At 35.5% G+C, this 16149-nt stretch carries 18 protein-coding genes (1 of these 18 only partly in view); 14 read left to right on the top strand and 4 right to left on the bottom strand.

Annotated elements, in window-relative coordinates; genetic code table 11:
- Together IGJ76_RS11740 and IGJ76_RS11735 are read left to right on the top strand one after the other, a co-directional pair.
- Positions 1–2129, top strand: partial view of an ATP-binding protein gene (locus IGJ76_RS11740; RefSeq protein ID WP_270660206.1) — the 3' portion only. 565 nt of this gene lie to the left of the window's left edge; 2129 of the gene's 2694 nt are visible here — the last part of the coding sequence; its start codon lies off the left edge, out of view; its stop codon occupies positions 2127–2129.
- 1 nt (position 2130) lies between these two features.
- Positions 2131–3075, top strand: coding sequence for a 3'-5' exoribonuclease YhaM family protein (locus IGJ76_RS11735; RefSeq protein ID WP_067483098.1), 945 nt, complete (start codon positions 2131–2133; stop codon positions 3073–3075).
- A gap of 82 nt (positions 3076–3157) precedes the next feature.
- Here the strand turns inward: IGJ76_RS11735 and IGJ76_RS11730 are convergent, their stop codons facing one another.
- From IGJ76_RS11730 to IGJ76_RS11720, 3 genes are all read right to left on the bottom strand, one after another.
- Complete coding sequence (locus tag IGJ76_RS11730; protein ID WP_430596637.1) at positions 3158–4168, bottom strand: peptidylprolyl isomerase; 1011 nt, start codon at positions 4166–4168, stop codon at positions 3158–3160.
- A 184-nt stretch (positions 4169–4352) separates the two neighbouring features.
- The gene (locus tag IGJ76_RS11725) at positions 4353–4703 is read right to left on the bottom strand and encodes a YtxH domain-containing protein (RefSeq protein ID WP_095803843.1); all 351 of its coding nucleotides are present in this window, start codon (positions 4701–4703) and stop codon (positions 4353–4355) included.
- Positions 4696–5130, bottom strand: a complete 435-nt coding sequence (locus tag IGJ76_RS11720) for an HIT family protein (RefSeq protein ID WP_067483092.1) — start codon at positions 5128–5130, stop codon at positions 4696–4698. The genes IGJ76_RS11725 and IGJ76_RS11720 overlap by 8 nt, the downstream gene beginning before the upstream one ends.
- Positions 5131–5275: 145 nt before the next feature.
- On the opposite strand from IGJ76_RS11720, the gene IGJ76_RS11715 reads away from it, so the two are divergent.
- The 4 genes from IGJ76_RS11715 to trmB all read left to right on the top strand — a co-directional run bounded on the left by IGJ76_RS11715 (position 5276) and on the right by trmB (position 9004).
- Positions 5276–6010: an ABC transporter ATP-binding protein gene (locus tag IGJ76_RS11715; RefSeq protein ID WP_086270662.1), complete on the top strand. Its 735-nt coding sequence runs from the start codon at positions 5276–5278 to the stop codon at positions 6008–6010.
- The gene (locus tag IGJ76_RS11710; protein ID WP_067483088.1) at positions 6007–7218 is read left to right on the top strand and encodes an ABC transporter permease; all 1212 of its coding nucleotides are present in this window, start codon (positions 6007–6009) and stop codon (positions 7216–7218) included. Before IGJ76_RS11715 ends, IGJ76_RS11710 begins: the two co-directional genes overlap by 4 nt.
- Before the next feature lie 288 nt (positions 7219–7506).
- On the top strand, positions 7507–8289 hold the full coding sequence (locus IGJ76_RS11705) for a phosphotransferase family protein (RefSeq protein ID WP_172843754.1): 783 nt from the start codon (positions 7507–7509) through the stop codon (positions 8287–8289).
- 64 nt (positions 8290–8353) lie between these two features.
- A complete protein-coding gene (trmB, locus tag IGJ76_RS11700; protein ID WP_067483086.1) occupies positions 8354–9004 on the top strand; it encodes a tRNA (guanosine(46)-N7)-methyltransferase TrmB in 651 nt (216 codons plus the stop codon).
- Positions 9005–9293: 289 nt separating this feature from the next.
- On the opposite strand, the gene ade is transcribed toward trmB, so the two are convergent.
- Complete coding sequence (gene ade / locus IGJ76_RS11695; RefSeq protein WP_075491253.1) at positions 9294–11021, bottom strand: adenine deaminase; 1728 nt, start codon at positions 11019–11021, stop codon at positions 9294–9296.
- A gap of 131 nt (positions 11022–11152) precedes the next feature.
- On the opposite strand from ade, the gene comGA reads away from it, so the two are divergent.
- From comGA to IGJ76_RS11655, 8 genes are all read left to right on the top strand, one after another.
- Positions 11153–12154, top strand: a complete 1002-nt coding sequence (gene comGA, locus IGJ76_RS11690) for a competence type IV pilus ATPase ComGA (RefSeq protein ID WP_071868903.1) — start codon at positions 11153–11155, stop codon at positions 12152–12154.
- Positions 12099–13148 carry a competence type IV pilus assembly protein ComGB gene (comGB, locus tag IGJ76_RS11685; RefSeq protein WP_071868904.1) on the top strand — a complete coding sequence of 350 codons (1050 nt, stop codon included), beginning with the start codon at positions 12099–12101 and terminating at the stop codon, positions 13146–13148. Before comGA ends, comGB begins: the two co-directional genes overlap by 56 nt.
- Complete coding sequence (gene comGC, locus IGJ76_RS11680) at positions 13145–13456, top strand: competence type IV pilus major pilin ComGC (protein ID WP_071868905.1); 312 nt, start codon at positions 13145–13147, stop codon at positions 13454–13456. Before comGB ends, comGC begins: the two co-directional genes overlap by 4 nt.
- Positions 13437–13889, top strand: coding sequence for a competence type IV pilus minor pilin ComGD (gene comGD / locus IGJ76_RS11675; RefSeq protein ID WP_270345713.1), 453 nt, complete (start codon positions 13437–13439; stop codon positions 13887–13889). Before comGC ends, comGD begins: the two co-directional genes overlap by 20 nt.
- Before the next feature lie 25 nt (positions 13890–13914).
- A complete protein-coding gene (locus tag IGJ76_RS11670) occupies positions 13915–14217 on the top strand; it encodes a hypothetical protein (protein ID WP_067483077.1) in 303 nt (100 codons plus the stop codon).
- A gap of 31 nt (positions 14218–14248) precedes the next feature.
- The gene (comGF, locus tag IGJ76_RS11665; RefSeq protein ID WP_258173288.1) at positions 14249–14599 is read left to right on the top strand and encodes a competence type IV pilus minor pilin ComGF; all 351 of its coding nucleotides are present in this window, start codon (positions 14249–14251) and stop codon (positions 14597–14599) included.
- A complete protein-coding gene (gene comGG, locus IGJ76_RS11660; RefSeq protein ID WP_270345715.1) occupies positions 14577–14945 on the top strand; it encodes a competence type IV pilus minor pilin ComGG in 369 nt (122 codons plus the stop codon). The genes comGF and comGG overlap by 23 nt, the downstream gene beginning before the upstream one ends.
- A gap of 171 nt (positions 14946–15116) precedes the next feature.
- Positions 15117–16124 (top strand): class I SAM-dependent methyltransferase, encoded by a 1008-nt coding sequence (locus IGJ76_RS11655; protein ID WP_067483071.1) that lies wholly within the window; start codon positions 15117–15119, stop codon positions 16122–16124.
- Positions 16125–16149: the final 25 nt, after the last annotated feature.

The following is a 16149-nucleotide window of genomic DNA, read 5'->3' as shown; positions in this document are numbered from 1 at the left end:
GGAAAAGTTTACAAGAAAAAATTTATCAAAAACAAGCACAAGAAGATTTTTTTAGCCAACTTGTAATGCAAGAACAGGCTGCAAAAAAAAAGCAAGATAAGTTGAGACAAGAATTATCAAGGAACAATGAAAAATTATTGCAACTAAATCAGCAAAAAATCAATTTTTCACTTTATGAAGAATGGCAAGAATTACAAGAAAATACACTTAATGAATTACCAAGTGAACAGTTGCTGACAGATTTGCAAGAGTTTTCTAGCAGGTATCAACAAATGAGTGAACGTTTGGAAGAACTAGAATCAACGTTAGAAAAACATAGCGGCATGGATCAGCAATCAGCACGATACTATTTTTTCTTAGAACAAGAAACAGAATTAAAAGCTCTTTTAAAGGAACAGACTCAAGTTGAGCAGTTAGTCAATGAATGGCAAAGACTTCAGGTAGAAACACGAGAAACAGAAGCAGAGTTAAAGATTTTAGAAGAACGCTGGGGTTGGCAAAGACAAAATCAGCCAGTAGAATTTCAGCAAAGCCCCGAATGGAAGGCACTGTTTTCACAAAATAGACAATTTCAAGAAGAAGACCAACAATTGACAATTCGACTACAAATTGCAAAAGAACAACAGGAATTGATTGATGCAGAAATTAGCCAGTTAGAAGCGCGTTACCCTTTTCTTTTACAGAACCAGCAGATGGAGAAAAAAAAGCGTAATAGTATTCCTTATATGGTTGCTGGTGGAGTTTTCATCGTCCTAGGCTTGTTATTGCCTTTCCCTTGGAAAATAATCTCATTACTTGGTGGAGCAGGGCTTGTAGGAAGCTACTTTCTTAACAAAGAAAAAGATAGCAAAAGTAATTCATTAGAAGTCAAAGGAATGTGGCAAGAAAAACTGGGGCAATTGGATGTCGCTTCTGCACAAATCGCAGAAGTTGAAGAAAATAGGAAACAAAATCAACGAATGCAACAACAGCTTGATCAACAAATACAGTATTTGGCTACTCAATGGTCCCTAAAGCAATTGAATACAGTGGAGCTGATGAAGGAGTATGGTCAAGAAGTTACGGATTATCAACGTCTTTGTGCTATTTATGAACGAAAGCAAAAAAGAGAAAGAGAAATTCAAGAAAAGTTACTATTCCTAGAGCAAAAATTTGATGTTGTTCAAGAATGGCTACCAGTTCAAGATAAACTCATTTCTGAAAAAATGGACCTACTGGCACAATTTGTTCAAGAAATGGAACAAATGAAATTTGCTCGTAGCTACCAGCAAAATACCTTACTCACGCAAGAAATTAATCAATTGAAGAAGAAACAAAAAGCGTGGCTACAAGAGTATACGCAACAACTTAATGAGGCACAGCTTGCTTATCCATCTGAGGTGCCACTATTTCTGCAAAAAGCCCACGAAACGATTCAAAAAAAAGAAAGACTTGGTGAGTTAAGTAAAATAGTAACACCATTATTTCCTGAAAAAATGACACGCGTATTTTTAGAACAAGAAATCATTCGTTTAGACCAATTGCAACGACAACGACAACTAGAAGAAAAAGCTGCAAGTGAACAACAACAACGCTTGAGCATTCAAGTTGAGGAATTACAAAAAGATGGTACACTTGATGAACTGTATCAAGAAGAAAGCCGTCAAAAGGCAGAATTAGAACACTTGATGGTGCAGTGGGGAGCATATGAAGTTGCCGGCACTTTTTTAGGCGATCTATCGACTGAAATGAGTGAGCGACAATTGCCACAGTTGTTAAAAGAGGCTACTTATTATTTTGGATTACTAACTGACGGCAAGTATCAAAGGATTTTATTAAAAGAAGACTTGCTGACGCTCACAGATGGAAAGACAGAGTTTCCTATTTATGAACTGTCTACAGGTACCAAAGATCAATTAATCATGGCAATGCGGTTTGCTTATCTTTCTTTGGAAGCAAATCGAGCACTTTGTCCAGTAATTATTGACGATGGATGGCTACATTATGATTCGCACAGAAAGTATTACTTAGCAAAACTTTTAGCAGAGTTTGGTAAAAAGTATCAGATAATTTGTTTTTCTTCTGACAAAGAAATGTTAAGCTATTATCAAGAGTTACAACAATCCGTGAAAAGGTTAGAAGGAGCATAAGATGAAAAAAATTCGTGAATTAGTCATTGATGAACAGTTTGAATTGTTCGTCTTAATAAAAAATGCTGATGTAAGAATGGCAAAAAACGGTAAAAAATTTATTGCGTTTACTTTCCAAGATACTTCTGGAACGATTGATGGAAAATATTGGGATGCTTCTGAGGAAGAAATCAGCAAATTTACTGCGGGAACTGTGGTATTTTTGAGTGGTAAAAGAGAAATGTATCAAGGAAATCCTCAAGTGAAAATTATCCATATGCGTTTAACAAAAATTGATGAACCTAGTGACCCTAGTCTTTATATGGAACGGGCACCAATAAAAAAAGAAGTAATGGAAGAAGAAATCAATCAATTATTGTTTGAAATTACGAATGCACACTGGAATCGTATCGTACGGTATTTATTAAATAAATATCAAAAACAATTTTTTGAGTTTCCAGCAGCAAAAAGAAATCATCATGCGTTTGCTAGTGGTCTAGCTTATCATACATTAACGATGCTTCACCTAGGAAAAGCAATTGCAGATGAATATCCAGAAATCAATCGCGCATTACTATATGCTGGGATTATTTTACATGACTTGGGTAAAGTCATTGAGTTATCTGGTCCAATGTCAACAGAATACACGTTAGCTGGTAATTTGGTAGGGCATTTAGTCCTTGTAGATGAAGAAATTACTAAAGCTTGTATTGCATTGAAAATCAGTGAAGAAGATGAAGATGTTTTAGTGCTAAGACACATGGTGCTAGCACATCATGGGCTATTGGAATATGGTTCACCTGTGCGACCAAGAATCATGGAAGCTGAAATTTTACATCAAATTGATAATATTGATGCGTCAATGCAAATGATGTTGACTTCTATTCGTCAAACGGAACCTGGAAAATATACAGATCGAATTTTTGGTATGGATAACCGTAGTTTCTATGTACCGAAAGAGATCTAACTAGTTTGTTTAAACAATAAAAAAAAGAAGTAAAGCGACTCAATTTCACGAGTTTGCTTTACTTCTTTTTTAGTTGCAAAATTTATTTTGAAGAGTCTGTAGTTGCTGTTTCTGAGCTATCAGTTGCTTCAGTTGATTTTTCTGTAGATGAAGAGTCTGTTGATTTTTCAGAATCAGATGTTGCTTCTGAACCTGAAGAAGATGTTGTGAATGCGCTCAAGACACTTTCGAAAGCATCGTCTTTGATTTTCACGTTAGCTTCTTTTAATACTTCACCGATAACTTTTGTTGTAAATGCGCTATCGTTCAATTTTGTTTGAGTGGCGATTTCTTTTAATTCATCTTTGTATTTATCCATGTCGTCGCCTTTAGAAGAAGTTTTAACCATTTTTACAACGTAGTAATCAGTTGCATAAGTGGAAGCATTTGTTGCAGAAATCACGTCAGAAATTTCTCCATCTTTTAATTTAAAAGCAGCTTCTTTCACTTCGTTAGGGACAGTTGTTGTTTCAGAATCAAATTTGATTTTGCCACCGTCATCTTTAGTTGTTGTATCAGTTGAGTTTTCTTTTGCTAATTTAGTGAAATCATCACCTTTATCAGCTTTTTCTTTGACACTTTTCGCCTCATCTTCACTTGAAAGTTTGATGATTTGTGCTTCAACTTCTGGATGGAAAGATTCCCAAGCAGTTTTTAAGTCATCTTTAGTGATATCAACATGTGCTTTCAGTCCAGCTTCAAGAGCTAGGTTGTTACGGATATAATCTTTGTAAGAATCTTCTGTGTAACCAGCAGCTTTCAATTGAGATTCAAAACCATCACCTAATGATTCTGCTTGTTTTTTGTATTCAGCATCAACTTTTTTATCAGTTACTTTGTCGCCATATTTGTTATTGAATACTTTGTAAATAATCATTCGTTGAACTAAAGTTTGGTTAGATGATTCCAATTTTGCTTCGTCATAAAAGTCAGAAACAGTGATTGTTCCACCTTTCATTGTAGCGATATCTTTGTTTGTACCATCAGAACAAGCAGCTAGCGTTAGGACAGCTAAGGCACTAGTCGCTGCTAAAATTATTTTTTTTCTTTTCATTTTAGTTTTGCACTCCTGTTTTTTTATATTTAGTTGTTCACATCTACAACTATACCATATTCTAATTCCTAAAAAAAAGCTTCTAGTGAATAGTTTCAAAGAAAATTCATGTTTTAATCACATTCATTACGAGAGTATAACAAAAAAACAGTTTAGAATGCATAATCGTTGTATTTTGACTCAATTAATGAAGATTTTCTTCAGGAAGTTCAGGCAAGCTTGCAGAAATTTTTTCTACTTGTTCTTGGATTTGAGCAATTCTTGGTTCTGCTTGAAATTTAAATTCCTGTACATCTTTTTGAATAGAGTCTTGAAACTCTGGAATAAGGGTAGATGCCGTTTCTTTTGTTTCAATCAATGCCTCTTTAAAGTGGCTGAGACTATTATTTAATTCCATCGTTAAATCAGCAGCTTCATCTAACTCGTCAATTAATTTTTGGCGGGTATCATTGCCACTTCTTGGGGCAAAAAGAAGTCCACCTACAGCACCTACAGCTGAACCAAATACGAGACCTTTAAGAAAGTTTTTAATCAATGTCGTTCACCTGCGCTTCAATGATTTCCTGAATAGCTGTCAATTCACTTGCTGAGTAATCTGCTTGATGATTACCAAAATGAATTGAAAAATCATCTGTTTTTGCGTAGCGTGGTACCAGATGGATATGCGAGTGAAATACTGACTGGTATGCCAACTCGCGATTGTTATTCAAAATATTTAAACCTTTCATATCAGGAAATGCCTTTTCTAGACCACGAGCAATTTTCGGCACACGTGAAAAGACAGCACCAGCTAGTTCTTGGTCGTAATCAAAAATATCAGAAACGTGGCGTTTGGGTACGACTAAGGTGTGGCCCTTTGTAGCTTGTGATAAGTCCAAAAACGCATACACTTTGTCATCCTCATAAATTTTATAGCTAGGAATTTCTTGGTTGATAATTTTGCAAAAAATACAGTTTTCCATTCGAGACATCCTTTCTGCTAAGAATATTTTGGCTAAGTTAACTTTACCATAAGTTCCGATGGTTGTAAGGAAAAAAACAAATTGTCGCCATTTTCTTCATGGTATAATAAAAGAGCGAGTAAACAAGATCATTGGAGGAAAAGAAATGAGTTTAACGATTGAACATGTGACGGGGGGATATGGACATCTTCCTGTTTTAAAAGATATAAGTTTTGAAGTGCATTCAGGTGAAATGGTTGGCTTGATTGGCTTAAATGGTGCTGGTAAAAGTACAACGATCAAACATATCATTGGGTTGTTAGAAGCAACTAAAGGAAAAATTGAAATTGATGATCTAACATTAAAAAGTGATAGTGAAAATTATCGGAAACAAATTGGCTATATTCCAGAAACACCTTCATTATATGAAGAATTAACTTTACGTGAACATATTGAAGTGACTGCTATGGCTTATGATATTCCACTGGAAGTAGCGCTGAAACGAGCAGAAAAATTATTAGAGACGTTTCGCTTGGAAAAACGTTTAGACTGGTTTCCTGCTAATTTTTCAAAAGGAATGAAGCAAAAAGTCATGATTTTATGTGCTTTTTTGATTGAACCATCGCTATATATCATTGATGAACCTTTTTTAGGACTTGATCCTTTAGCAATCAATGCGTTGTTAGAATTGATGGTTGAAATGAAACAAAGTGGTTCTGCGATTTTGATGTCAACGCATATTTTGGCAACTGCTGAAAAATACTGTGATCGCTTTATTGTTTTACATAATGGTGAAGTTCGAGCACAAGGGACACTACAAGAGCTAAGGGAAGCATTCAATCTTCCGGATTCATCACTGGATGAGATTTATGTCGCATTAACGAAGGAGCAAGAAGCATGAATGATTTTTTTCGAAAACGTTTAGCTAGACACCAAAAAAAAATGCTAAAGTATATGCGCTATGTTTTCAATGATCATTTTGTGTTAGTTTGTCTTTTTTTGGTGGGAGGAATTGGCTTTTATTATTCCAGTTGGCTAAAGAATTTAACTCCTTCTTTTGTATTTGGTGGACTGATTGTTTCAATTTTTTGGCTGCTTAGCTTGGCGGTAGGAAAAATTGCTACTTTTGCAGAGGCAGCAGATATTGTTTTTTTATTGCCGAAAGAAAAAGCAATGCGAGCGTACTTAAGTGAAGCGTTTCGCTATTCTTGTGTATTTCCATCAGTTGTTTTATTTTTAGCTAGTGGATTTGCAATGCCGTTAATAGTAGTGAGTACCGGTCAGCCATTTTCAATGTACCTAATCTATTTGGTCTTACTTATCAGCCTAAAAACGGGTCATCTACAAGTGAAACGGGCAGAACTTTTTCGATTTTCTAGTCAAGTGTTACGTTGGTTTAAAATGGGATGGTATGTTTCAGCTTTTGCCATTTTATTACTTACTTTTTATGCATCCATTTGGTTAGGTTTAGCTGGTTCCTTGATACAAGCAGGTATTTATTATTGGTATTTATGGCGAAAAAATGAAGTACAGCTTGATTGGGAAAAAATGATTCAAATGGAAGAAAGCCGCCTTCATCAAATTTATCAATTTATCAATTTATTTACCGATGTACCAGAAATTTCAGCAAAGGTAAAACGACGTCGTTACCTAGATCCGCTATTGAAGAAAATTAAAGGGGATCAAAGTAAAACATATCTTTACTTGTATGCTAGACGATTTGCCCGTGGTTCAGATTTTAGTGGACTATATTTGAGATTACTATTGATTGGCAGTTTACTGATCGTAGGGGTAACAGATTTAACATTTAGTCTGATTATTGGCGCATTATTCTTGTACTTGATTGGTTTCCAATTGCTACCATTGTATAGTCAATTTCGCTATATGGTGTTAGTTCAATTGTATCCTGTAAAAGAGGCGCAGAAAAAAACAGCTATTCAGCAATTATTGTTGGGAATATTAGTTTTAGCAGCTCTTATTTTTGGAGTAATTGCAGCGTTTGTTTTGTCTGGAATAGAACGCTGGATTCCTATTTTGGTTTATCTGATCTTTGTTTTTCTGTTCGTAAAAATGTACGTTCCTACACGTCTGAAAAAACTGGCAGAGTAAGAACTGTCCAAGACGAAATGAGACTGAGACAAAACTAAAAATCCAGTCATTTTTAACGCATTTTTTAATTTGAAAAACGCCTAAAATCAACGTTTTCAAAAACGAATTTTAGGCGTTTTTTCTATTTAAGCTACTTTTGTCTTAGCCCCTATTTTTCTTTTTTAGAAAAGTTGGTTTTTTGAATGAAAAAATGCTGAAAAAGAACGTATATGTGCTTGACGTTATGTGTCTGGGCGACTAGAATAATAATTACTGCAAATGAAAGAGTTTAAGAGGATGGGAGAAAGCATGATGGAGTTTCAGTTAGACCAAGAGTGGCGGTTACGGCCCATCAAAGGTGATACAGGAAAAACATACATAGGCATGCGTGATGAGGATAAGGTCTTCATCAAGCGTAATACGACCCCCATGCTTGCTGCGTTATCTCGAGAAGGAATTACTCCAAAACTTGTTTGGACTAAAAGAACAGGGAACGGAGATACATTAACAGCTCAAGAGTGGTTAGATGGTCGCTTATTGACTACCGCAGAAATTGGGCAAAGAAACGATGTCATTGATGTTTTATACCATTTACATCATTCTGAATCATTAAAAACAATGTTGAATCGAATAGGTGGTCGCGTTGTCACACCTGAGACGATGTTGAAGAAATACAACCAAGAACTCCCAGAAATACTAAAAAAAAATCAGTTTATCCAACTTGTACATCAATTTTTGAGTCAACAGGTTCCTCATACAGATAAAAAAGATTTTGCTGTTGTTCATGGAGATGTGAACCATCGTAATTGGCTAGTCTGTAAAAATTATTTATATTTAGTTGATTGGGATTCAATCATGTTCGCTGACCCAGCAGTTGATATTGGAACGATTTTAGGAAATTATGTTCCACTTTCAAATTGGAATCAATGGTTGATTAGTTATGGTATTCGCCCAACGAATGAAGTTCTCGAGAAACTTCACTGGTACGCGGTGATGAATTTATTACAAGAAATTACTCGGTATTGCCTTCGAGGAGATGACCGACGAATGAATGAAGAAATTTTACAATTAAAACGAATTTTTAGTGGCTGAGGTTGAGCCCAAACTCTTTGGAGATTTGGTCAACCTTTTTTATTTGAGAAAGGAATTATGAATTATGCGTGTTAGAAATCGTCCTGGTGCAACAGAATTATTAGCGGCACATCCAGAGTTTGTTATTAGTGATCCGACTGAATGGAAAGGTCAATGGGCTGAACTCTTTGGTAACAATCATCCAATTCATATCGAAATTGGAATGGGAAAAGGTCAATTCATCAATGGAATGGCAAAGGCACATCCAGAAATCAATTACATTGGCGTGGAAATGCAAGTCAGTGTTATTTCTCTGGCATTAGATAAATTGATTGAAGAGCCGCTACCTAATTTGAAATTACTTCATGTTGATGGCTCAGCACTGACAGAGTATTTTGCGGACAGTGAAGTCGATCAGATTTATTTGAACTTTTCTGATCCGTGGCCAAAAAAGCGTCATGAAAAACGTCGTTTGACTTTTAAAACCTTTTTAGCGGTGGATGAACAAATTTTACGACCAGCTGGTGAAATCCATTTCAAAACAGATAATCAAGGGTTGTTTGAGTATTCCTTAGCAAGTTTTTCACAGTATGGTATGATTATCAAACAAGTCTGGCTTGATTTACATGAGAGTACATTTGAAGGAAATATTATGACAGAGTATGAAGAAAAATTTTCTTCTCGTGGCCAACGGATTTATCGAGTGGAAGCGCAATTTAAAGATAAAACAAAATAATCAAAAGGAGGTGTGACAAAAGTCTTGTCACACCTCCTTTTTTCGAATAAGGGATATTCCTAAATCAACTCTTCAAAATCATTCACAACAATCTAAAAATATGGAACGCTATTTTTGTCAGCTATGAGTGATTTTTCGGGGTTAAGTGCGTTGTGCCATAATCTTCAGCTGTAATGTTCAAGAAGTAATTTCTTCCAAGTAAACTTAAATTACGCAAAAATTTGAGAAACAAGTTCTGGTAATTTTTTTTATTTACTAAGCGGATTATTTCTGCTACAGACATTTTTTGTTAGCATGGCGGAATAAGTTGGAATTTTGAAAAGGAAAAAAGTCCCATATCTGTGATTTTTAACTCAGGAATAACAGATAATGTTAAAAATGATAAGGTCAAAAAGGGATCGAAGAGCTGACTAGCACCAATTTGATGGGCAGCATTTGTTAAGCTAGTTAATTCTTGATTCACTTCTAAAAAAGGTTTTTGAGACATCAATCCGCCAATCTTAAGTGGTAAGCTTGCCAATTCCTGTTGATGATTGACAGCAATCATGCCACCACCTTTTTTGATTAGCTGTTCTATAGCAAAAAGCATATCTTCATCGTTTGTTCCGACGACAACAATATTATGAGAATCATGCGAAATCGTAGTTGCTAAGGCGCCCTCTTTTAGTTCGAAACCTTTGACGATGCCCAGACCAATATTTCCAGTTTCTTTGTGTCGTTCAATAACAGCAATTTTCAGGTAATCTTTTTCAATAGAAGGAACAAAGACCCCAGATTGAACAGTGACTTCTGCAAGTAAATCATTAGTAAGCAAACTGTTAGGAATAATCTCGATGATATGGGCTTCATTTGAACTTAAAGGCAGGTTTAAAGAAGCTTTTGTTAGAGGTGCAACTGCCATGCTTGGTAAGTGCTCAATCAGAGAATTTTTTGGTTGTTCGCTTGTTTCACTGATAAAGTTTCCATTGGTCACAAGTTGTTCACCATTATGAAATACTTCTCGAATTGGCAATGTTTCAAGGTTATCTGTTAAGAAAAAGTCGGCTTGATAACCTGGCGCAACAGCGCCAATCGTGGATAAACCGAAACATTCCGCTGCATTTAGTGTTGCCATTTGGATTGCTTGCAATGGGTCCATCCCTAATTCAATCACCTTTCGGACGATATAATCAATCGAACCTTCACTCACTAAATCATTAATTAACTTATCATCAGTAACAAAAAAGCAACGTCGAGAATTTTCTGGGGTAATGGCTGGAAAGAGAGCAGCTAAATCTTTTGCAACAGTCCCTTCACGAATCATCAAGTACATCCCTAAATCAAGTCTTTCTCTCGCTTCTTCAGCAGTCGTGGCTTCGTGGTCAGTCCGAATACCAGCAACAGGATAAACATTCAACGCATCACCAGTAATTCCAGCTGCGTGGCCATCAATTTTTTTGTGATGATCAAGCATTAATTGAAGTTTGTCTAAAATTTCTGTTTCAGCATTTGCGACTGCTTGATAGTTCATTACTTCAGCAAGGCCAAGAACTTCAGGCATTTCTAAGAAGGTCGCCAAGGTTTCGGCATCTAGGACAGCGCCATTTGTTTCAAAAGGTGTAACGGGAACACAAGAAGGGAGCATGAAAAAAATATTCATCGGTGCTTTTTTAGCATCTTCCAGCATGAATTTCAAGCCGGTACTGCCAGCAACGTTTCCAATCTCATGAGGATCTGTTACAACAGTTGTCACACCATGCAACACAGAAATTTTAGCAAATTCTTGTGGACAAAGCAGAGAGCTTTCAATATGAACATGCCCATCAATAAAACCTGGAACTAAGTATTGATGATTTGCATCGTAAGTTTGTTTCCCTTCATATTCGCCAATTCCAATGATTTTCCCATCACTGATAGCAAGAGTACCTGACATAATTTTTCTGGTAAAGACATTGACGATTTTGGCATTCTTGATAACTAAATCTGCTGGTTGTTGTTTGCTCGCAACTAAAAGATGTTTTTTTAGTAATGATTCCAAGGTGGCGCCTCCTAAGATAAATTTTTAATAGTATAACACAAATTCGGATTTAGCCAACATTTTTTATGAAATTATCAAAATCTACGATAAAAAATTGATAAAAGCGTATGTTTTTATTGGAGGGGAGGATAATGGACATTCAAAAATTATCAGATAAAATCATTGCAGATGCCTACAAAAGAAGAATAGAAGATGTTTACATTTTGCCAAAAGCAGAAGATTATCAACTTTTTGAACGTAAAGGTAAAAACCGAACATTAAAGCAGAATTTTTCAAAAGAAATAGGCCAACAGTTGATTTCCAGATTCAAGTACTTAGGGCAAATGGATATTGGTGAAAAAAGAAAAGTACAATCTGGTGCACTGACTTATAGGAGCGAGCATTCAAGTGTCAATGAGAAAATTCGATTGAGGCTCTCGTCTGTTGGGGATTATCAGCACCGAGAAACCTTGGTGATTCGTTTGCTTTATCCACTTAGTGACCAGCATTTTCGCTGTTTTTCTACAGAAGATCTAGTAGCATTACACCGGTATACTAAGGAAAGAGGATTATATCTCTTTAGTGGTCCGGTCGGATCAGGAAAAACATCTTTAATGTATCGTTTAGCCCAAGAAAATGCAGAACAAATCATTACGGTTGAAGATCCTGTAGAGCTGGAAGAAGCGACATTTTTACAACTACAAGTCAATGAGAAAATTCACCAAAGCTATGAGGAACTGTTAAAACTTTCTTTGCGTCATCGACCAGATCTATTGATTGTTGGAGAGATAAGAGATGCGTTAACTGCCCAAATGACTTTACGTGCGGCATTGACTGGCCATCGGGTGTTTGCCACGATTCATGCTAGAGAGTTAGCAGGGATCCTGCCAAGAATCGAAGAGTTGATGGGTTACCAGCAAGCATTAATAGGCTGTTTAAAAGGGATTGTTTATCAAGAAATACTACCAGATAAAGAACAGTCTTCTGCTGTGTTATGGAGTTATCAGTTTTTTGAAAAAATACAGGAAGAACCAACTAAGCGAAGTGATAAAGAAGCTATCTTTCAAGTGGTGAAAGAAAAATGTTGGCAAACAAGTCATCTTCAGGCAGAAAGAAACGACTGGAGGTCATATCCATTTGAAGAAATTGAATAAAAAACAGCAACAACAGTTTATTCAAATCATTGCTGATTTACTGAGCAATGGCTTCAGTTTGCAAGAAGCATTGCAGTTAGTAATTAAGTTGAAATTATTTCCGGTTGAACTACTAGAACAAGCTCAAAAAATAGTGATTTCTGGTGGATCATTTACGGAAATACTAGCTTACTGTGGATTTAATAAAACTTATCTTGTACAGGTGGAATTGGCTGAAGTTCACGGGAATTTAATAACTACATTGGAAAGCATAGCCGACCAATTTCAACGAATGGGTGCATTTCGCAAAGAGTTGCAAAAATTATTAAGCTATCCTGCATTGCTTTCGTTGTTTTTGATTGGCATCTTGTTTAGTATGCGTCAAATTGTCTTACCACAGTTGTTAATTTCAGAGATGGTTCCCCAAAATCATTGGGGAATTCAGTTGATCCAAACATTTCACTGGTACGTGTTAGGTATTTTGGTGTTGCTAATTCTTTTATATGGAGCTATTCGATTTTTTGATCGGAAGGGAAATTCATTGCGGCGGAGTCAGTGGCTTAGTCAGTTGAAAATTTTAGGTCCAGTTTATACGTTGTATCAATCTGCTTATTTTTCGTTGGAATTAGGGAAACTTTTTAATGAAGGTCTTGAGTTGAAACAAGTCGTTTTTTGTTTAAAAGAGACAAAAACAGGAAGCTTGATGCAACAGTTAGCTTTACAAATGGCAAATGAATTGGAAAAAGGAATTTCATTAGCAACTCAATTTGAAAAATACTCTTTTTTAACCGAAGAGTTCAGCACAATCGTTCAGCAAGGAGAGTTAAAGGGAAATTTAGGTAAAGAATTATTATTTTATAGTAATTACACACGACAACATTTTTTTGAACGGTTAAATCGATGGTTAAGTTGGATTCAACCCGTACTCTTTTTAGTGATTGCTTGTTTAGTATTAATGATTTATGCAGCGGTTTTATTACCAATATATGGAAATCTTGAGGAGGTTATTTCATGAGGATAGAAAATGTAAGTAAGAACGAGCAATTTAAGGTAAATCTATCGAGAAAAGCGAATGCGTTTACTTTGATTGAAATGCTGATAGTTTTGTTAATTATCAGTGTGTTGATTTTATTATTTGTACCCAATCTTTCAAAATACAAAAATCATGTGGATAAAGAAAGCCAAGCAGCAGTGGTTCAGTTAGTTGATACACAAAAAGAATTGTATGCTTTACAAAATGATGGAAAAGTCCCAACTATTGATGAGCTACTTGCAGAGGGCTATATCAAGCAAGAACACGCAGATGTCTACAATAAGAAATAAATACGCAGGGTTTACTTTAGTAGAATCATTAGTTGTTTTTCTAATTACGTTGTTCTTCGTAGCAGTTCCTGTTTTTTCGTTTGATCATTTGCAAAAAGACATAGTGGTGCATCAATTTTTCAGTCAGTTTGAAAAACGAATTTATGCAACGCAAAAGATTGCGATTGTCAGTCAGCAAGCGACTCGAATGCATCTAACCGATGATCAACAAAAAATTTACTTTGGTGTACCTAAATACATCACGTTTGATTGGGCATATCTAAAAATACCAGAAAATTTAAAAATTCAACGTCATGGGACAGTGACTTTTGCTGGTCGAACGGGAAATAACAGTTCACTAAAAACTTATCAGTTTTACTGGCCGAAGAAAAAACAAACAATTACTTATCAATTCCAGTTAGGAAGTGGTCATTATACGAAAAAAATCGAATAAGTCTGGCTACATATTATTGGAAACAATGACAGCATTGGGTTTAACCTTAATCATCGTCTATGGCATCAGTGCACATCAGACCTTTTTGTTAGAGCAAGGACAAAAGAGTAATCGAGAAGTTCAACTTGCACGCATTATTTATGAAGAGGCACGAAATTACCGGCTGCATGAGGGAGCAAAATATATTACTCGAGAACAACCAATAAAAAGTAAGATTGTTTTTCAAGCAGAACAAGGTGCTATTCAAAAAGTCGGGATTGAAGTTAAGGGGAAGGTCGTATTGGAAATTGAAAAAAACTCAGAAGTATCCAAGCTTTACTCTGATTGAGTGTTTGATATCTTTTCTTGTTTTTAGTGGAGTGATACTAACAATTACCTTGATTATTCGACGCGCAGACCAGGTAGATCAGTATTTACAAAGGAAGGATCAAAAAGAATGGTTGATTTTTTTGACGCAATTTGAAAATGAAGTGGCGGGTAGCACATTACTGGATATACAAAGCAGACAATTTTGCTATGTGATAGAAAATAAAACGTATATTATTGAACAATATCAATCAGTTATTCGAAAAAGACAAGTTGCTGGCGGACATCAACCAATGCTCATGAATGTGAGCGAGTTTAGTTTTGAGGAGAAGGGCAATGAGGTCATACTGGAAGTTAAATTTGAAAACGGAGAACGAGGGTATGGCAAATGGACGAAGCCATGACCAACGAAAGAAAAACAGGGTTAAGGGAAACATTTTATTTTCTACTTTATTATTGTTTTTGCTGTGTGGCTTTTTATTAACAGCAGTGGTTGATAGCTATCGATTAACAATTGATTTTAATCAACGAACAAAGTTTTTTTACATAGCACAAACAATGAAGGAGCTTTGTCTATCAGAACTTTTACAAGCTGAAAATACAACACAGAGAGGTAAATATGTCTATACTACAGGAGTAGTTGAATATGAGATTGAATACGAAAAGATGAAATTTCAAATTACAGTTGATACATTTGACTTTTATTTTACAGAAACGATACAGAATGGTACAGTTAGTAGTACAGAATGAAGGGATAATCATGAAAACGTCCTCTTTTCTGTTATATCACTGTTTTAGCTAAAGAATGTTTGCCGTTTCACAAACAAAAAAACTGTGAAAACGATTGAAATTTTTGTGATTGTCCGATAGAATTAAACAGGTGAAAAAATTGTTATAATATATCTAGAAATGAGGTGCACCATGTTACCAGAAAAAATGGAGCAAGGGTTTAATCAAAACCTTGAAGCAATTCAGCTGCTACAAAATGCATTGGGAACTTCCTTTTTAGAGGCTTATGTCGAGAATGCTGAAAATTTAAATGATGATTATCAAGTTCGGGTAGTTGATGGCGTGCCAACACCAGAAGTTGTCCAACAAATTGAGGCTCTTTATAAAGAGTTGCAAAAATTGTCTTTTGAACCAGAAGAGTGGCGCCGTCTGTCACAATTGCTTTTATTAAAAGGTGGTCAAACAGAACGACTGCAAGCAAATCATCAGCTAACACCAGATAGTATTGGTTATCTATTTGTTTTCTTGATTGAACAGTTGTTCACAAATAAAAAAGAAGCAGTCAAAATTTTAGATATTTCGGCTGGAATGGGTAACTTACTACTAACAGTTCTTTTAAATTTGAAGATTGCCAACTATCAAGTTGAAGGATTTGGTGTAGATATTGATGATACGTTGTTGTCCGTGGCTGCGTCGACAAGTGAATTGACAAAAGCAAACGTGCAGTACTTTCATCAAGATGGTTTACAGGATTTATTGGTTGACCCTGTGGATGTCGCTATTAGTGATTTACCAATTGGTTATTATCCAAACGATCAAAAAGCGAGTGAATTTTTGACAAGCGCAGATGAAGGTCATAGTTATGCACATCATTTATTGTTAGAACAATCAATGAAATATGTAAAACCAGATGGCTTTGGTTTGTTCTTGATTCCAAGTAACTTCCTAGAAACTGATCAAAGTGAAATGATCAAAAAATGGTTTAAAGAAGAAGGCTATCTTCAAGGGATGGTTCAGTTGCCAGATGAATTATTCCGCAAAAAAGAATCACAAAAAAGTATTTTAATTTTACAGAAAAAAGGTCCGCAAGCGAAACAAGTCAAAGAAGTATTGCTTGTTAAACTTGCTTCACTTAAAGAACCAGAAAAGGTGACAGAATTCTTTAAAGAATTTGAAGATTGGAAATCATCTGCTCTGTAATCATTCAAAATAGAAGGAGAGTACT

Source organism: Enterococcus sp. DIV0175 (assembly GCF_050529075.1).
GTDB lineage: Bacteria > Bacillota > Bacilli > Lactobacillales > Enterococcaceae > Enterococcus_B > Enterococcus_B thailandicus.
The sequence above is the reverse complement of the archived record's forward strand: the minus strand, read 5'-3'. Positions and strand labels throughout refer to the sequence as shown.